12 protein-coding genes are annotated in these 15402 nt (G+C 75.1%); 8 read left to right on the top strand and 4 right to left on the bottom strand.

Annotated elements, in window-relative coordinates:
- Window positions 1–47: 47 nt before the first annotated feature.
- Window positions 48–2186, bottom strand: a complete 2139-nt coding sequence (locus ACGFMM_RS23235; protein WP_393648325.1) for a SpoIIE family protein phosphatase — start codon at window positions 2184–2186, stop codon at window positions 48–50.
- A gap of 198 nt (window positions 2187–2384) precedes the next feature.
- Between ACGFMM_RS23235 and ACGFMM_RS23230 the strand changes: the two genes are divergently transcribed.
- From ACGFMM_RS23230 to ACGFMM_RS23215, 4 genes are all read left to right on the top strand, one after another.
- Window positions 2385–5717 carry an ATP-binding protein gene (locus ACGFMM_RS23230; RefSeq protein ID WP_393648324.1) on the top strand — a complete coding sequence of 1111 codons (3333 nt, stop codon included), beginning with the start codon at window positions 2385–2387 and terminating at the stop codon, window positions 5715–5717.
- A gap of 28 nt (window positions 5718–5745) precedes the next feature.
- Window positions 5746–6249, top strand: a complete 504-nt coding sequence (locus ACGFMM_RS23225) for a hypothetical protein (protein WP_393648323.1) — start codon at window positions 5746–5748, stop codon at window positions 6247–6249.
- Between the two features lie 271 nt (window positions 6250–6520).
- A complete protein-coding gene (locus tag ACGFMM_RS23220) occupies window positions 6521–6721 on the top strand; it encodes a hypothetical protein (protein WP_393648322.1) in 201 nt (66 codons plus the stop codon).
- Window positions 6722–6924: 203 nt separating this feature from the next.
- A complete protein-coding gene (locus ACGFMM_RS23215; RefSeq protein ID WP_393648321.1) occupies window positions 6925–8103 on the top strand; it encodes an acyl-CoA dehydrogenase family protein in 1179 nt (392 codons plus the stop codon).
- Between the two features lie 27 nt (window positions 8104–8130).
- On the opposite strand, the gene ACGFMM_RS23210 is transcribed toward ACGFMM_RS23215, so the two are convergent.
- Window positions 8131–8634 (bottom strand): GNAT family N-acetyltransferase, encoded by a 504-nt coding sequence (locus ACGFMM_RS23210; protein ID WP_393648320.1) that lies wholly within the window; start codon window positions 8632–8634, stop codon window positions 8131–8133.
- A gap of 66 nt (window positions 8635–8700) precedes the next feature.
- Window positions 8701–9591, bottom strand: coding sequence for a LysR family transcriptional regulator (locus ACGFMM_RS23205; protein ID WP_393648319.1), 891 nt, complete (start codon window positions 9589–9591; stop codon window positions 8701–8703).
- Window positions 9592–9670: 79 nt separating this feature from the next.
- Here ACGFMM_RS23205 and ACGFMM_RS23200 point away from each other — a divergent pair, with 79 nt between their 5' ends.
- Window positions 9671–10603 carry an EamA family transporter gene (locus tag ACGFMM_RS23200; protein WP_393648318.1) on the top strand — a complete coding sequence of 311 codons (933 nt, stop codon included), beginning with the start codon at window positions 9671–9673 and terminating at the stop codon, window positions 10601–10603.
- On the opposite strand, the gene ACGFMM_RS23195 is transcribed toward ACGFMM_RS23200, so the two are convergent.
- Entirely contained in the window at window positions 10554–11120 is a 567-nt protein-coding gene (locus ACGFMM_RS23195) for a hypothetical protein (RefSeq protein WP_393648317.1), read from the bottom strand. The two genes, ACGFMM_RS23200 and ACGFMM_RS23195, sit on opposite strands and share 50 nt — an antisense overlap.
- A 184-nt stretch (window positions 11121–11304) precedes the next feature.
- On the opposite strand from ACGFMM_RS23195, the gene ACGFMM_RS23190 reads away from it, so the two are divergent.
- The 3 genes from ACGFMM_RS23190 to ACGFMM_RS23180 all read left to right on the top strand — a co-directional run bounded on the left by ACGFMM_RS23190 (window position 11305) and on the right by ACGFMM_RS23180 (window position 15309).
- Entirely contained in the window at window positions 11305–12657 is a 1353-nt protein-coding gene (locus tag ACGFMM_RS23190; RefSeq protein WP_393648316.1) for a hypothetical protein, read from the top strand.
- A 91-nt stretch (window positions 12658–12748) separates the two neighbouring features.
- Window positions 12749–13993: an AAA family ATPase gene (locus ACGFMM_RS23185; protein WP_393648315.1), complete on the top strand. Its 1245-nt coding sequence runs from the start codon at window positions 12749–12751 to the stop codon at window positions 13991–13993.
- A gap of 56 nt (window positions 13994–14049) precedes the next feature.
- Window positions 14050–15309: a VWA-like domain-containing protein gene (locus ACGFMM_RS23180; protein WP_393648425.1), complete on the top strand. Its 1260-nt coding sequence runs from the start codon at window positions 14050–14052 to the stop codon at window positions 15307–15309.
- Window positions 15310–15402: the final 93 nt, after the last annotated feature.

Below are 15402 nucleotides of genomic sequence, written 5' to 3'. Positions count from 1 at the left end.
TTCGAGCGGTCCGTGGGACGCGAGGCGCCGCGCCCGGGGCCCTCACGTCACGTCGCGCCGGCGCCCGTACCGACCGCCGCCCCGGCCCCCGAGCCCGCCGACGGGCCGAACTCGCACCACACCGCCTTGCCCTCGCCGCGCGGCTCCACGCCCCACCGGTCCGACAGCGCGTCGAGCAGCAGCAGCCCCCGCCCCGAGGTCGCCGCCTCGCCCGGAGTACGCCGCCGGGGCCAGGCGCTGGAACGGTCCTGCACCGTCAGCCGGACCCGGCGCACCGGCTCCGGCATCACTTCCAGAGTCAGCACCGCGCCGCCCTCCGTGTGCAGGAGCACGTTCACCAGCATCTCGCCGGTGAGCAGGGCGGCGTCGTCGGCGAGATCGCCCATGTCCCAGTCGCGCAGCGCCTGCCCCACCGCCGCCCGCGCGTCCGAAAGACCCTGCGGATCGGCCTGGTGGATGTACTGGTGGATCCGCGGCGCACGCGGCGTGCCCGGGTCCGGGCTGCGGCGCAGCACCAGCAGCGCCACGTCGTCGCCCGGGCCCCACCGCTCCCACAGCTGCTCCGACAGATGGTCGGCGAGCGCCTCCGCCTGCGGCGGACCGCTGCTGACCGCCGCCGACAGCGCCTCCATGCCCGACTCGATGTCCGAGCCCGGCTGCTCGACCAGCCCGTCCGTGTACAGCACCAGCGTCTCGCCCGGCACCAGGTCGAGCCGGGTCTCCGGGAACTCCTCCTCGCCGAACACCGACGCGAGCCCGAGCGGCAGCCCGCCGCGCAGCTTCGGCCGGCCCACCCGGCCGTCGGTGTGCCGGATCAGCGGGCCCAGGTGCCCGGCCCGCACCGCCCGCACCGTCCCGGTGGCCAGGTCGACCTGCGCGTACGTGCAGGTGGCGAAGCGGTTCGTGTCCAGCTCGGCGAGAAACCGGGAGGCCCGGGCCAGTACCGTCGCCGGGGCGTGGCCCTCGCCCGCGTACGCCCGCAGCGCGATCCTCAGCTGGCCCATGATGGCGGCGGCGTGCGTGTCGTGCCCTTGCACGTCGCCGACGACCACGCCGACCCGCCCGCGCGGCAGCGAGATCACGTCGTACCAGTCGCCGCCGACCTGCCGTCCGCTCCACGCCGCGTGGTAGCGGACCGCGATCTCGCCGCCCGTGATCGCCGGGATCCGGCGCGGCAGCATGGTCTCCTGCAGGCCAGTGGCCAGTTCCCGCTCCTCGTCGAAGAGCAGCGCCCGCTGCAGCGACTGGGCGACGATCGCGGCCAGGCCGAGACTGAGGTTGCGCTCGTCCGCGTTGAACGCCGTGCGCCCCCGGTAGAAGAGCGCCATCCCGCCGAGCGAGCGCGCCTGTGCGACGAGCGGCAGATACGCGGCGGCGCGGAACCGCAGCCGCTCCAGATACGGGGCCAGCTGCGGGAAGTCCCGCCCCAGGGAGGGCAGGGAGGTGACGAACCGGGGCCGCCCGCTCAGCACGGTCTCCGCCAGCGGCAGCCCGCGGTCGAGCCGGCGGCTGCGGAAGTCGTTCAGGACCTCCAGGGACTCTCCGCTCAGCGCGATGATGTTCAGCACGCCGTTCTCCACCAGGCCGAGCGCCAGGCCGTCCGCGCCGAGCCGGGCCAGCCCGCCGGGGCCGGTCAGCGCGGCCGTCACGTCGTCGACGGTCACGGCGCGGGACAGCGCGTGGGTGGTGCGCTCGACGATGCTGGTCTGCACCTCGCGTCGCTTCTCGAGCTCCAGTACGAACGCGGAGTGGGTGACCTCGGCGGTAGCGTCCCGCACGATGCCGACGATCCGGTGCGCCATGCCCTGCGCGTCGCGCAGGATACGCGCCTGGACATGCGTCCACTGGTGGGTGCCGTCGCTGCGCTCGGTGCGGAAATGCGCGCTGTAGGACGTGCTGCCGCTGATGATCGCCTCGCGGATGATCCCCTCCAGGCGGGCCCGCTCGTCGGTGTCGAGCGCGGTCACCACGGAGGCGGGCCGGGAGTCGAACGTCGCCGGATCCAGGCCGAACACCAGCAGGCCGGCCTCGTCGACGTCGATGGTCCCGGCCGTGAGATCCCAGTCGAAACTGCCCGTGCGGTTCATCGCGAGCCGCTCGGTGGGGCCGATCTCGCCGTTGAGCGGCCCGTCCGGCGCCGGGCGCGGGGGCGAGCCGGCAGACGGACGCCGGTCGTGTTCGGTCATCCCACTCATTGTCGAACCGGCGGCCCGGGAACGCCATGGCGATGCGCACCCTGTCCGCCCCGGACCGTGACCGGATTGCTCCGAACGGACGCAACGGGGGTGCACGGCGGGGCACGGGGGGTGCATGGGGGCGCGGGGTCGGGGTGGGGAGTGCGGGGCCTGCCCGGGACACGCAGGCCTGCCGGGGACAATGGGGCGGTGAATCCCTCGTACCGCATCCTCGGCCCCACCCGCGCGCTCGGACCGGACGGGGCCGAGCTGCCGCTCGGCGGCGGCCGGCTCCGTGCGCTGGTCGCCGCACTGGCGGCGGCGGGCGGGCGGGTCGTCGACGTGGCGGGGCTGGTGGCCGACGTCTGGGGCGAGGACGACACGCCGGCGGCCGAGCGGACGCCTGCGGTGCAGGCCCTGGTCGGACGGGCGCGGCGGCTGCTGGGCCGCGACGCGGTGCTCTCCGTCCCCGGCGGGTACCGGCTCGCGGTGGAGCGCGACGACGTCGACCTGTACCGCTTCGAGCGGCTCGCCGAGGAGGGCGCGGCCGCCCTGCGGGCCGGCGAGCCGGGCCGTGCCGCGACGCTGCTGGACGAGGCGCTGGGGCTGTGGCGCGGCCCCGCGCTGGCGGACCTGCCGGACCGTGGCGGCGACCCTCGCGCCGTACGCGCCGAGCGCCGGCACGTCGAGGCGCGGCGCGACCGGCTGGCCGCCGACGTGGCCCTCGGCCGTGCGGCGCAGGCGCTCGCCCCGCTGGCGGCGCTCACGGCGGAGCATCCGCTGGACGAGCCCCTGCACGTCCTGCGCCTGCGCGCGCTGCGGGCCGCGGGCCGGCCGGCGGAGGCGCTGGCGGCGTACGAGGCGGTCCGCACCGTCCTCGCGGACCGGCTCGGCACCGACCCCGGCCCGGAACTGCGGGCGATGCACGCGGAGTTGCTGCGCCCGACGGCGTCGCCACCGGGACGCGCGGCGGGACTCCCGTCGAGACTGACGACCTTCGTGGGTCGGGGGGCCGAACTCGACATTCTCGCCCGGGAGTTGACGACACGCCGTCTGGTGACGCTGACGGGCGCCGGGGGAGTGGGAAAGACCCGGCTGTCCCTGGAGGCGGCCGACCGCGCGGGAGCGGCGTGGCCGGACGGCGTACGGCTGGTCGAACTGGCGGCGGTACGGGACGGCGCCGCGGTTCCCGCCGCGGTCCTGACCGCGCTCGGCGCGCGCGAGACCCACCTGTGGGCCGCCTCCGGCGCGCCGGAGGCGGCCGGGCGCGACGCGCTGACCCGCCTGGTGGAACACTGCGGCCGACAGCGGATCCTCCTGCTCCTGGACAACTGCGAGCACCTGGTGGACGCGGCGGCCGCGCTGGCGGAGACGCTCCTGACCCACTGCCCCGGCGTGACGATCCTGGCCACGAGCCGCGAACCCCTGGGCGTCCCGGGGGAGGCGGTACGGCCGGTGGAGCCGCTGCCGGAGGCGACGGCGCTCCGGCTGTTCGCCGAGCGCGGCGCGTCGGCGCGCCCCGGCTTCGCGGTGGACGAGGACCCCGAGGCGGCCGCGGAGATCTGCCGCCGCCTGGACGGCCTCCCGCTGGCCATCGAACTGGCCGCGGCCCGGTTGCGCCTGCTGACCCCGCGCCAGATCGCCGACCGACTGGACGACCGGTTCCGTCTCCTGACCACGGGTGCCCGCACGGTCCTGCCCCGCCAGCAGACCCTGCGCGCGGTCGTCGACTGGTCGTGGGACATCCTGACCGACCCCGAGCGCCGGGTTCTGCGCCGCCTGTCGGTCTTCTCCGGCGGCTGCGACCTGGCGGCGGCGGAAGCCGTCTGCACGACCGCGTCAGCCACGGATGCCACCCTCGAGCTCCTCGGTGCACTCGTCGACAAGTCGCTTGTGGTCGCCGCGCCCGACCCCGTCGCCGGCGGCATGCGGTACCGGCTTCTGGAGACCGTGGCCGAGTACGGGGCCGAGCGGCTCGACGAGGCGGGGGAGCGGGGAGCGGTCGAGGAGCGGCATCTCGTGCACTACCGGGAACTCGCGCGCGCCACCGACCCCGAGCTGCGCGGGCCCGGGCAGGGGCGGGGACTGGCGCGGCTGGAGGCCGAGCACGGGAACCTGCGCGCCGCGCTGCGGACCGCCGTCGCGCGCGGCGCGGAGCAGGACGGGCTGTGCCTGGTCCTCTCGCTGAGCTGGTTCTGGCAGCTGCGCGAGCACCAGGACGACGCCCGCACGTGGGGCACCGCCGTCGCCGCGCTCGGCCCCGACCCGTTCCTCCCGCCGGTCCGCCCCGTGCCCCCGCTCACGGGGCGTCCGACCGACGCGTCGCCGCCGTGGGCCGAGGAGCAGTTGTGGGAGGCCCGGCGCGGCGTGCGGATGCTGCTCGTCGCGGCACAGGGCGGCGACGGCGCGGGCGCGTTCGAGGACCCGGAGGCCCGTACGCGCCTGGCCGCGGTGGTCGACGCGTACCGCCCCGGGCTGCCGCAGAACCGCCGGCAGCCCGGCCTGATGTGGTACTTCGCCCGCCTCATGCTCGGCGAGTACACGACCCTGGGCGAGTCCCTGAACGCCCTGGTCGACGCCTGCGAGGAGGGGCGCGACGGCGGCCCCGCCGCGGACTGGGACCTCGGCTCGGCGCTCCTCATGCGCGCCAAGCTGCTCGGCGGCAGGGGCGCGGACGCCGACCGCGCCCTGGCCCTGTTCGAGGCCGCGCGCGACTCCTGGGGCATCGCGGAGTCCCTCTCCGCCCGCGGCGAGGCGTACGAGCGCGCCGGCCGCCTCGCCGAGGCCGCCGCGTCCTACGAGCGGGCGATGGCCGCCGCCGTGGACCTGGGCGCCTGGTCGCAGGTGCCGGTCTTCAAGGCGCGACTCGCCGGGGTGCGGCTGCGTACGGCGGGCGACGACCCGGCAGCCCGGGAGGCCGCGGAACGGGCCCTGGGCGACGCCGCCGCCGAGTCCGAGCGGCTCGGCGGCCAGCCGGTCGGCATCGCGTCCCTGTTGCTGATCCAGCACTTCGGGGAGACCGGCCGTACGCACCTGGCCCGGAGACAACTCGCCCTGATGGAAGGGCGGTTCACCAGCGACACGCCCGACCTGTTCACCGGCATGGGGAGCGGTCTGCGCGGCTGGTTCGACTGCCTGGACGGACGCACCGCCTCGGCCGCCGCCGAACTCGCCCGCGCGATGGAACAGTTGGAGACCCTGGCGTACCTGGTCGCCCCCCACCTCGTCATCGGGCAGTTCCCCACCGCCGCCTGGGCGTTCGCGTCCGAGGGGCGGGCCGAGGACGCCGCCCGGCTCCTCGGCGCGTACGACGCGCTCGGCGGCGACCCCGACGAGGTGGCGTTCCGCCCGGTCACGGCCGCGACGGAGGCCGCGATCCGCGCCCGCGCGGAGTCCGTCGCCCGCAGGTCGCTGACGGAGGACCGGTACGCCGTACTCCACGCGGAGGGCGCCGCGCTGACCGCCCGCGAGGCGGCCGGCCTGGTGAAAACCGTTCCCCCTCCGCAGGCCGGAGGGCGTACGGTCCCGGAAGGGGACCGGTGACGGCGACGGCGGAGGGGAAGGCACGACCGTGCGGATCGACGAGGCGCGAGGCGAACCAGAAGAGCTCGGCGAACCCGCCGAACCCGCCGAGCACGCCCGCTTCGCGGAGTACCTGGACGACCTGCAACAGGTCGCGGACGCCGACGAGTTCGCCCTGGTGAGGACGGTCCTGGGCGATCCCGACCGCGCGATGGCCCAGTCCGCGGTCGTCCGCCACGTCGACCGCCGCGCCGCCGACCTCCACCGGCACCCGGCCTTCGTCCCGTGGGCCGAGGAGATGACCGCGGCGACGGGCGGCCGCCACCCCTTCCTCACCCGGCGACTGGAGGAGTGGGCGCTCTTCCGCGCCATGGAACTCGGCCGGGCCTGGCGTCCCGACGCCCTCCTGAACTCCTCCGACTGGCTCCAGCGCAAGGCGGCCGAGACGTCCTCGAACGCCACCGTGCTCGAACTCCTCGCCGTCCACGGCCGCACCAAGCGCATCCGCGCCACGGCGGACGGCAACCGGCCGGGGCGTGACTACCGAACGTGACCCGACCCATGCGTGTGGTGAGCGGAGGGGCGGAAACGGGGTCGTGGGTGTACTCCTGAGGTGTGAGGCCGTGTCTGCGCCCACCCTCGTCCCGGCCGTCGACACGGCGTCGACGGCGGACCGACACGCCGTCGCCGCCACGCCGGCCGGGGCTCGGGCGGCCCGGCTCCGGCACCGCGAGGACGCCCGCCGGGCCCGTCGATCCCGCACCGGATGCGGGACCCGGAGGCCGCCGTGAGAATGGCTGCAAGCGGACGAACGAGGAGGCGGCATGAACGCTGAGTCCGAAAAGACGACGCTCGGACCGGGTCCGACGCCCGACCACCTGCTCCACGCCGGGTCGGAGGGCGAATTCAGTGCCGAGGACGTGGTCCTCGCCTCCGGCCGGGACATCACGCCGAAGAATCTTGCCTGGGCCGAGCGCCGCATGGCCGAGAAGGGCCGGGCCTGTCTGGACGAGCTCCTGCCCTGATCTTCCGCGGGGCGTCGGGGCCCGCCGAGGCGACCCGCGACCGCGACGCCCCGCACTCGTACACGAGCGAGCGCACCCCGCGCCCTGCACCCCCCACCCCGTGCTCTCACCCCCGCACGGGGCTTCCGCAATTGTGAAACACGTTCTACCGTGGCGGCCGTCCTGCCGTACGCCGGATGCCGGACGCCGCCACGGAGGCCCGCATGCACCTCGAGTACACGCCCGCCCAGAACCGGTTGCGCGCGGAGCTGCGCACGTACTTCGCCGCCCTCGTCCCCGACGACGTCCACGCGCGGTACGCGGACCCCGCCGCCCAGAAGCGGTTCTACCGCGAGACGATCCGCCGGCTCGGCGGCGACGGCTGGCTGGGGGTCGGCTGGCCCGAGGAGTACGGCGGCCGGGGTCTGTCGCCGATGGAACAGTTCATCTTCTTCGACGAGGCCGCGCAGGCCGGCGTCCCGCTGCCGCTGATGGCGCTCAACACGGTCGGGCCGACGATCATGCAATTCGGCACGGACGAGCAGAAGGCGTACTTCCTGCCGCGGATCCTCTCCGGCGAGATCGACTTCGCCATCGGCTACAGCGAGCCGGACGCGGGCACGGACCTGGCGGCGCTGCGAACGCGGGCGGTGCGCGACGGCGACGAGTACGTCGTCGACGGCCAGAAGATCTGGACGACGAACGGCGACACGGCGGACTGGGTGTGGCTGGCGGTCCGCACCGATCCGGACGCGCCCCCGCACAAGGGCATCACCATGCTCCTCGTCCCGACCTCCGACCCCGGCTACTCGTGCACCCTGATCAACACCCTCGCCTCGCACGACACCACGGCCAGCTACTACGAGAACATCCGGGTCCCCGTCTCGCGCCGGGTCGGCGAGGAGAACAAGGGCTGGCGGCTGATCACCAACCAGCTCAACCACGAACGGGTCACGCTCGCCGCGCACGGCACGATGGCGATCCGCGCGCTGCACGACGTCCAGCGCTGGGCCGCCGACACCAAGCTCGCCGACGGCTCCCGCGTCATCGACCTGCCCTGGGTACGCGGCCGCCTCGCCCGCACCCATGCCCGGCTCGACGCGATGAAGCTCCTCAACTGGCAGATGGTCGGCGCGGTCAAGGACGGCACCCTCACCCCGCAGGACGCCTCCGCGGTCAAGGTCTACGGCTCCGAGGCCCGCCGCGACGCCTACGCCTGGCTCATGGAGGTCGTCGGCGCGGCCGGCGCCCTGAAGGAGGGCTCGGCCGGCACCGTCCTCCACGGCGAACTCGAACGCGGCTACCGCTCGGCAGTGATCTTCACCTTCGGCGGCGGCAACAACGAGATCCAGCGCGAGATCATCTCCTGGATCGGCCTCGGCATGCCCCGCGTCCGCCGCTGAGCGTGCCGCCGCTGGCCGCGGGCCGTGTCACGGCAACGAGCGGGTGAGCCACACGACTTCGCCGCTGTCTTCCGTCGTCACGTGATCGCGCTCGAATTCGAGCTTCTCAAGGACGCGGAAGGACGGCGTGTTCCACGTGGCGACGGTTGCCCAGAGCCGCTTCCGCCCGGTTGCGGCGGCGGCGTCGAGCACTGCGCGGGCGGCCTCTGTCGCGTAGCCGTGCCCGTGCGCGCGTTGGAACAACTCGTAGGCGATCTCGGGCTCCTCCACGGAGGAGCGGCCGATGATCAGCCCGGCGTAGCCTATGAAGTCGCCTTCCTCGCGGCGCTGGATGGGCAGCAGGGCGAACCCCGTGGTCTCCGTCGCGGCGAGCAGCTCCCCGATGGACTTTTGGATGCGTTCGACCGGGGGTGTTCCGTCGCCGCGTTCGGCGAGAAGGGCGCTGAACTCGGCGGCGTCCGACTCGGCCCACGGCCGCAGGATCAGCCGCTCGGTCTCCAGGTGGAACGACATCGTCTCGTACGTAGCCATGTCTCTACTCTTACCTCGCGCCCCGGACCGTTGAGAGTCGGGGTCCGGCGCCCCGCGCCGTCTCCGTCAGGCGTCCTCGGTCGCGGTGCCGACGCCGACGGTGGTGAGGAAGGCCGTTGCCGCCGGTGTGCGGCCGTCGCGGCTCCACACCGCGTACTCCACGCGCTCCGGCGCGTCGGCGACGCCGACCGTGGTGACGCCGGCGAGCCGGGGCGCGTACCGGGAGGGGAGGAGCGCGATCGCGAGGCCCTCCGCGACGAGCCGGGCCATCAGGGAGTCCGCCGTGGTCACCTCGAAGGCGACGTTCCGCCGCAGCCCCGCGGCGGCGAACGCCTGATCCGACTGGAGCCGTCCGGCCGGTCCGGCCGGCAGGTCCACGAACACCTCCGAGGACAGCCGGCGCAGATCGACCTCCGGTTCCCCGGCCAGCGGATGGCCGGGGGCCACCACGGCCACCAGCCGGTCGCGGACGAGCGCGCGGGCGACGACGCCCTGCGGGCGGGCCGTGACCGGCAGGCCGAGGAACGCCACGTCCACCGTGCCCTCCCGGACCTGTTCGGCCAGCTCTTCGCTGGCCCCCACCCGCAGACCCACGCGCACCTGCGGGTGCCGCGCGCGGAACGCCCGGAGGGCGCCGGGGATGTCGACCGCGGCGACCGTCGGGATGAGCCCCACCACGAGCCGGCCGCGCACCTCGCCGACGGCCGCGGCGACCTCGGCCACCGCCCGCTCCGCGGCCTCCAGGGCCTGCCGGGCGGCCGGCAGGAACGCCGCGCCGGCCGGAGTCAGCCGCACCCTGCGGCTGGTGCGCTCGAAGAGACGCGCCCCCAACTCCCGTTCCAGGCGGGCGATCTGGTGACTCAGTGCGGACTGGACGACCAGACAGCGCTCGGCGGCGCGGGTGAAACTGTTCGTCTCGGCGACGGCGACGACGTACCGCAACTGCTGCAGCTCCATCGATCCATCGTGAATCATGATGGATCAGCTGACAAACATGTGTTGGACTCATCGATCGGCCCCGAACAAGACTGCGGGCATGACCAGTTCCGCTGAACGGCCGGTCTCCGCGGCGGTCGGCCGCGCGACCCTCCTGACCGCCCTCGCCCCCGCCTCCTGGGGCACGTTCTACGTCGTCACCACCGAACTCCTGCCGCCGGGACACCCGTTGTTCGCCGCGCTGCTCCGGGCGCTGCCCGCCGGGCTGTTGGCCCTGGCCATCGGCCGCACGCTGCCGCGCGGCGCCGTGTGGTGGGGGAGGGCCGCCGCGCTCGGCGTGCTGAACATCGGCCTGACCTTCCCGCTGCTCACCGTGGCGGCCGAACGCCTGCCGGGCGGCGTCGCCGCGACCCTGGCCGCCGCCCAGCCGCTCGCGGTGGCCCTGCTGGCGGCCGTCGTGCTGGGCGAGCGGCCGACGCCGTGGCGGCTCGGCTGGGGAGTGGCCGGCATGGCCGGCGTCGGCCTGGTCGTGCTCGGGCCGGCCGCCGCCTTCGACGCGGCAGGGGTGGCGGCGGGGTTCGGCAGCGCGGCGTCCATGGCGCTCGGGGTGACGCTCACCCGGCGCTGGGGCCGCCCCGCCGGCACGGGACCGGCGGCGTTCGCCGGCTGGCAGCTCACGGCCGGGGGGCTGTTCCTGCTCCCGGTCACGCTGCTCGGCGAAGGCCCGCCGCCCCCGGTCGACGCGCCCGCCGTCCTCGGCTACCTCTGGCTGGGCCTCATCGGCGGTCTGCTGGCCTTCGTCCTGTGGTTCCGCGGCCTGACCACCCTGCCCGTCACCTCGGTCGCCGTCCTCGTGCTGCTCTCCCCGCTGGTCGCGGCCGTCCTCGGGGCCGTCCTCCTCGGCCAGACGCTCGGCCCGGTCCAGCTCGTCGGCTTCGCCCTCGCGCTCGCCGCCATCCTCGCCGGCCAGCTCCCGTCGGGCGTCAGTGGCCGGGTGCCGCGGAGGGCAGATCGCTCGCGTGCGGAGGGTTGACGCAGTCGAAGAGGACCAGGCCGCTTCGCCTGTCGTGGAAGAAGGTCCCGGGGTAGAACTCCCGCGTGAGGCGGGCGTCGACCTGCTTGCTGACCCGCCAGTCGGCGCCCGCCGGCAGCAGGGCCGCGATCTCCGCCGGCAGGTCGGTGGGCGGCGCCGAGGGCGTGAAGTGCAGAGTGGGGTCGTCCACGGTCGCCCGTACGGATTCGGCGTCCACGGCCTCCAGCAGACCGACGAGCCGGACGTCGGTCGGCCCCGGGGCGAGGTCCCGGCCCTGGTGGCCGCCCCCGAGCGCGTACCCGCACCACGACGTCGAGCGCAGCGCGCCGAAGGACGGGAAACGCGCGGTGATCGGCTCGGTCTTGTGGCTGACCTTGCACGGGGGAGCGCTGGGACTCGGGCCGCCGCCCTGCGCGTCGTCCCGGCGGTCGGGGCCCGCACAGGAGACGACGGCGAGCAGGGCCAGCACCGCGAGGGCCGGGCGCAGGGGGAGCAAGGGGCGTGCGGGTGCCGTCATCTGTCGTCGACTCGCTCTCGGACCGGGCGGGAAAAGGCCGGAAGGGCCGGAAGGCCCGGCGGGGCGACCTTACGCCCCGGTGGGAATCCCCGGGACGGGGGAACGGATGTGTGGTTATGATCGCTCCGATGACGACTTACCTCCTCTCCGGATTGGGGGTCCTGTCCGCAACCGGTGAGTGCTGATGAACACTCACCACGCGAACGGGAACTCCCGATTTTCCTTCTGGTCGCGCGTACGCGAATACGCCGTGCCGACCTCCATGATCGAGACCGCCACCGCACGCCGCGACGTCGGCGACTGGGCGGGCGCCTGCGCTGCCGCCGGGTTCGACGTCGACGTCGACCTCAAGGCCGCGGCACGCGTCCACGGGCATGAGCTGAAGGCCCGACTCCGCGACGACCTACGGCACTTGGCGCCCGATCTGCTGCGCTGGCACATGCCCAGGATCGCGCCCGACGGACTGCTGCGCCCCGGACTCACCGTGCCGCTCGCCCGGTACGACGTGCCGGAGCGCGGCGGCTCCGGGCCGCGGCCCTTGTGGCTCGTGGTGCGGACCGCGCCCGCCTGGGCGGACGCCGGCCAGCGGATCGTCCTCGCCCTGTGGGACGGCACCCGCGACGACGCGCACACCGCACGCCATCCGCATCCCCGGCCCAGCCGGCGCTTCCGGCTCGACCTGCACCGACACCTGTGGGACGCGCGCCGGACCGGCGAACTGCGGACCCGCTCCGGGACGGGCGGCGCGGCGGACGCGGTTCCGCAGGAACTGCGACGCTGCGCCGTCGACCGGTGGGCGGACGAGGCCGCGATCCTGCTGCGGGCGGAGGGCCGGCCCGACGGGCCCGTCGCCGTGCGCGTCGGGAGCCGACGGCTCGTCGTAGGGGGTTCGGAGGCGTCCCGGGACGGGGCGCTGCCCGTGCTGCCCGACGCCGCGACCTGGGTGCCGCCCGACGTGGAGCTGCTGCGCACCGGGGCGATCGAGGCCGGCCGGCTGCACCCGCTGGTCGCCGCCGCGCTCGTACCGGAGTACGCGGGCTCCGCCGGCGGCTCCCGGTCCCCGGACCGGGACGGCGAGCCCCGCATCGTGGACTGCCGGGGCGCCCGGCACCGGATCGCGCTGGTCGCCGGGGTCCTCGCGCCGCTGGACCACGACCCCGCCGAACTGCGGCGCGAGGAACTCCTCGCCGCGCTGTCCGGCACCCCGCTGCCCTGCCTGCGGGCCATCGACGAGGCCCACCGGCACCCCGAGGGCCTCAGCGGGGTCCGCGAGCGGCTGGACCACGGCGACACCGCCGGGGCCCTCGCCGTGGTCGAGGGCCTCCTCGGACCCGAGGCCGTCCTGCGCGCCGGCGCGCTCCGCGACGCGCTGGAGACCGCGGCGCGGCGACGCGTCACGTACGGCCTCTACCGCGCCGGCCTGATCGAGCGTCCGATCGCCCCCGGATTCACCCGACCCGTCCGCCCGGCCCGACGCCATCCGAAGAGTCCCTCAGAACAACGCGGCACCCGCCCGCGACTCGCCCACCGCAGCTGACCCCGGGCGTACCGGGCGTTCCCGGCATCTCCCCGGCGCGGCCTCGGTCCCTGTGACCTCGTTTCCTTCTCACACCCTCAGGTGATCCCTTATGACTGCTTTTGTACTTGCCCGTCCCGTCTCCCAACTCGACGTCGCCGACCGCCTGTTGTCCCTGCTCCAGGACACCACCACCGAGCCGCGCCCCGACGCCCAGCTCGAAGCGCTCACCCTCGCCGTGGCGGCCGACCTGCCCGTACTGCTCTGGGGCGAGCCGGGGATCGGGAAGACCTCGGCGCTCACCCAGCTCGCCGAGGCACTGGACCTGCCGCTGACCACCGTGATCGCCAGCGTCCACGAGCCGTCCGACTTCTCCGGGCTGCCCGTACTCGGCGACGACCCCGCCGTGCAGGGCGTGCCGCTGGCGCCGCCGGACTGGGCCGTGCGGCTCGTTCGGGCCGGGCGCGGGCTGCTGTTCCTGGACGAACTGTCCACCGCCACCCCGGCCGTGCAGGCCGCGCTGCTCCGGCTCGTGCTGGAGCGCCGTATCGGCTCGCTCCAACTGCCGCCCGGCGTACGGATCGTGGCCGCCGCCAACCCGCCCTCCTCCGCCGCCGACGGCTGGGATCTGAGCGCGCCCCTCGCCAACCGGTTCGTCCACCTGCAGTGGACCCACGACCAGGAGGTCGTCGTCCGCGGCCTCGGCGGGACCTGGCCGCGTGCCACCCTGCCCCGGCTCGACCCCGATCGGCTCCCGGACGCCGTGGACTTCGCCCGCCGCGCGGTCTGCGGACTGCTCACCGCCCGGCCCGCCCTCGTCCACCGGCTGCCCACCACCGAGACGCGCCGCGGCGGCGCCTGGCCGTCGCCGCGCAGCTGGGACATGACCCTGCGGCTCATCGCCTTCGCGACCGCCGCGGGCTCCTCCCGCGACGTGCTCTCGCTGCTCGTGCGCGGCACGGTCGGGGACGGTCCCGGTCTCGAGATGCTCGCCTGCCTTGACCGGATGGACCTCCCCGACCCCGAACTCCTGCTCGCCGACCCCGGGAACGCGGACCTCCCCGAGCGCGGCGACCGGCGTCAGGCCACCCTGGAGGGCGTGGTCGAGGCGGTCCGGGCCCGGCCCGACAAGGCCCGCTGGGACGCCGCCTGGGCCGTACTGGTGCGGGCCCTGGAGACCGGAGCGCCCGATCTCGTCGTCGTCCCGGCGACCACGCTCGCCTCACTGCGGGAGGAGGAGTGGGACGTTCCGGAGGCGATCGAGCGGCTCGCCGGCGCGGTGTCGCTGTCCCGCCGCGCGGACCGCTCGGTGGCGCGGGTCGCCGCGACCGCCGGTTCGGCGCAGGGCGGCCGATGAACGGGGAGTCGACGACGGGAGAGCCGATGAACGCGGGTTCGATGATGGGAGAGGCGATGTATGGGGAGGTCACGACGACGCCCGGCGAAGTCTCCTCCCTCGACCGGGAGAAGCTCTTCGCCGCCCGGCTGCACGCCGTCCGCGTACGGCCCTACCTGGCCACCGCTCTGTTCGCCCTGACCGTGGTGGAGTCGCGCAGGGTGCCGACCATGGCCGTCGACCGGTACTGGCGCTGCTACGTCTCGCCGGGGTTCGTCGCCCGTACGCCCGTCGAGGATCTCGCGGGCGTCTGGGTGCACGAGGTCTCGCACCTGCTCCGCGACCACCACGGCCGCAGCGACCGGGTGGCCCGCGAGCGCGGGCTGACGGGCGCGGGGGACCGGCTGCGGATGAACATCGCCGCGGACTGCGAGATCAACGACGACGTGTACGGCGACGGGCTCGCGCGGCCCGAGGGTGCGGTCGTGCCCGGCCTGCTGGGGCTCGGCGAGGGGGAGTTGATGGAGGACTACCTCCGTGGGTTCCGGCTCGGTCCGTGGCTGGACCGGTTCGCGGCCTGGCTCGACTGCGGCAGCGGCGCGGACGGTCTGGAGCGGGAGTGGGACCTCGGCCCCGACGGCGCCGACGGGCTCGGTGCGCAGGAGCAGGACGAGGTGCGCTACCGGGTGACGCAGGCCATCACCGGCCGGCCGGGTCGCGTGTCGAAGGGCTGGAAGCGCTGGGCCGAGGAGGCGTTCCATCCGCCGCAGGCCTGGCGGCAGTTGCTGGGCGCCGCGCTGCGGTCGGCGGCCTCCGGCGCCGGGGCGGGGACGGACTACACGTACGGCAGGCCCGCGCGCCGCGCCGCGGCGCTGCCGGGCGTCGTGCTGCCGAGCCTGCGGAGCCGGCCGCCCCGGGTGTCGGTGATCATCGACACCTCGGGGTCGGTCAGCGACGCCGAACTGGGCAGTGCGCTCCTGGAGGTCGCGGCGATCTCCCGGGCCGTGGGCGGCCGGCGCGATCTGATCAGCGTGCTGCCGTGCGACGCGGCCGCCCGGATCGTGCACCCGCTGTGCCGGGCCGAGGGTATTCCGCTGCTGGGCGGGGGCGGCACGAACCTGCGGAAGGGTTTCACCGCGGCGCTGCGGGCCCGCCCCGGGCCGGACGTCCTGGTCGTCCTGACGGACGGTCAGACACCCTGGCCGGCGGCCCCACCGCCCTGCCGGACGGTGGTGGGCCTGTTCCCGAGGCCGGTCGACGCGGAGGAGCTGGAGGACTCCGAGGTGTACGAGCCCACGGCTCCGCCGGACTGGGCCAGGGTGGTCAGGATCGGCTGACCGTCAGCCTCGTTCCTCCGCCACCGCCTCGCGCACGGCCGGGGCGATCTCGGTCGCCGGTGAACAGGACGAACCCGGTACCGCGCGCCGAGC

It is taken from the genome of Streptomyces sp. NPDC048604 (assembly GCF_043199435.1).
GTDB lineage: Bacteria > Actinomycetota > Actinomycetes > Streptomycetales > Streptomycetaceae > Streptomyces.
This window is presented reverse-complemented; position numbering and strand designations above follow the sequence as displayed.

Excerpts from the sequence above, each read along its gene's own strand:
- ACGFMM_RS23200 (WP_393648318.1), top strand. The coding sequence starts at position 9,671 with ATGACCAGTTCCGCTGAACGGCCGGTCTCCGCGGCGGTCGGCCGCGCG.
- ACGFMM_RS23215 (WP_393648321.1), top strand. The coding sequence starts at position 6,925 with ATGCACCTCGAGTACACGCCCGCCCAGAACCGGTTGCGCGCGGAGCTG.
- ACGFMM_RS23195 (WP_393648317.1), bottom strand. The coding sequence starts at position 11,120 with ATGACGGCACCCGCACGCCCCTTGCTCCCCCTGCGCCCGGCCCTCGCG.
- ACGFMM_RS23185 (WP_393648315.1), top strand. The coding sequence starts at position 12,749 with ATGACTGCTTTTGTACTTGCCCGTCCCGTCTCCCAACTCGACGTCGCC.
- ACGFMM_RS23210 (WP_393648320.1), bottom strand. The coding sequence starts at position 8,634 with ATGGCTACGTACGAGACGATGTCGTTCCACCTGGAGACCGAGCGGCTG.
- ACGFMM_RS23235 (WP_393648325.1), bottom strand. The coding sequence starts at position 2,186 with ATGACCGAACACGACCGGCGTCCGTCTGCCGGCTCGCCCCCGCGCCCG.
- ACGFMM_RS23190 (WP_393648316.1), top strand. The coding sequence starts at position 11,305 with ATGAACACTCACCACGCGAACGGGAACTCCCGATTTTCCTTCTGGTCG.
- ACGFMM_RS23205 (WP_393648319.1), bottom strand. The coding sequence starts at position 9,591 with ATGGAGCTGCAGCAGTTGCGGTACGTCGTCGCCGTCGCCGAGACGAAC.
- ACGFMM_RS23220 (WP_393648322.1), top strand. The coding sequence starts at position 6,521 with ATGAACGCTGAGTCCGAAAAGACGACGCTCGGACCGGGTCCGACGCCC.
- ACGFMM_RS23180 (WP_393648425.1), top strand. The coding sequence starts at position 14,050 with ATGTATGGGGAGGTCACGACGACGCCCGGCGAAGTCTCCTCCCTCGAC.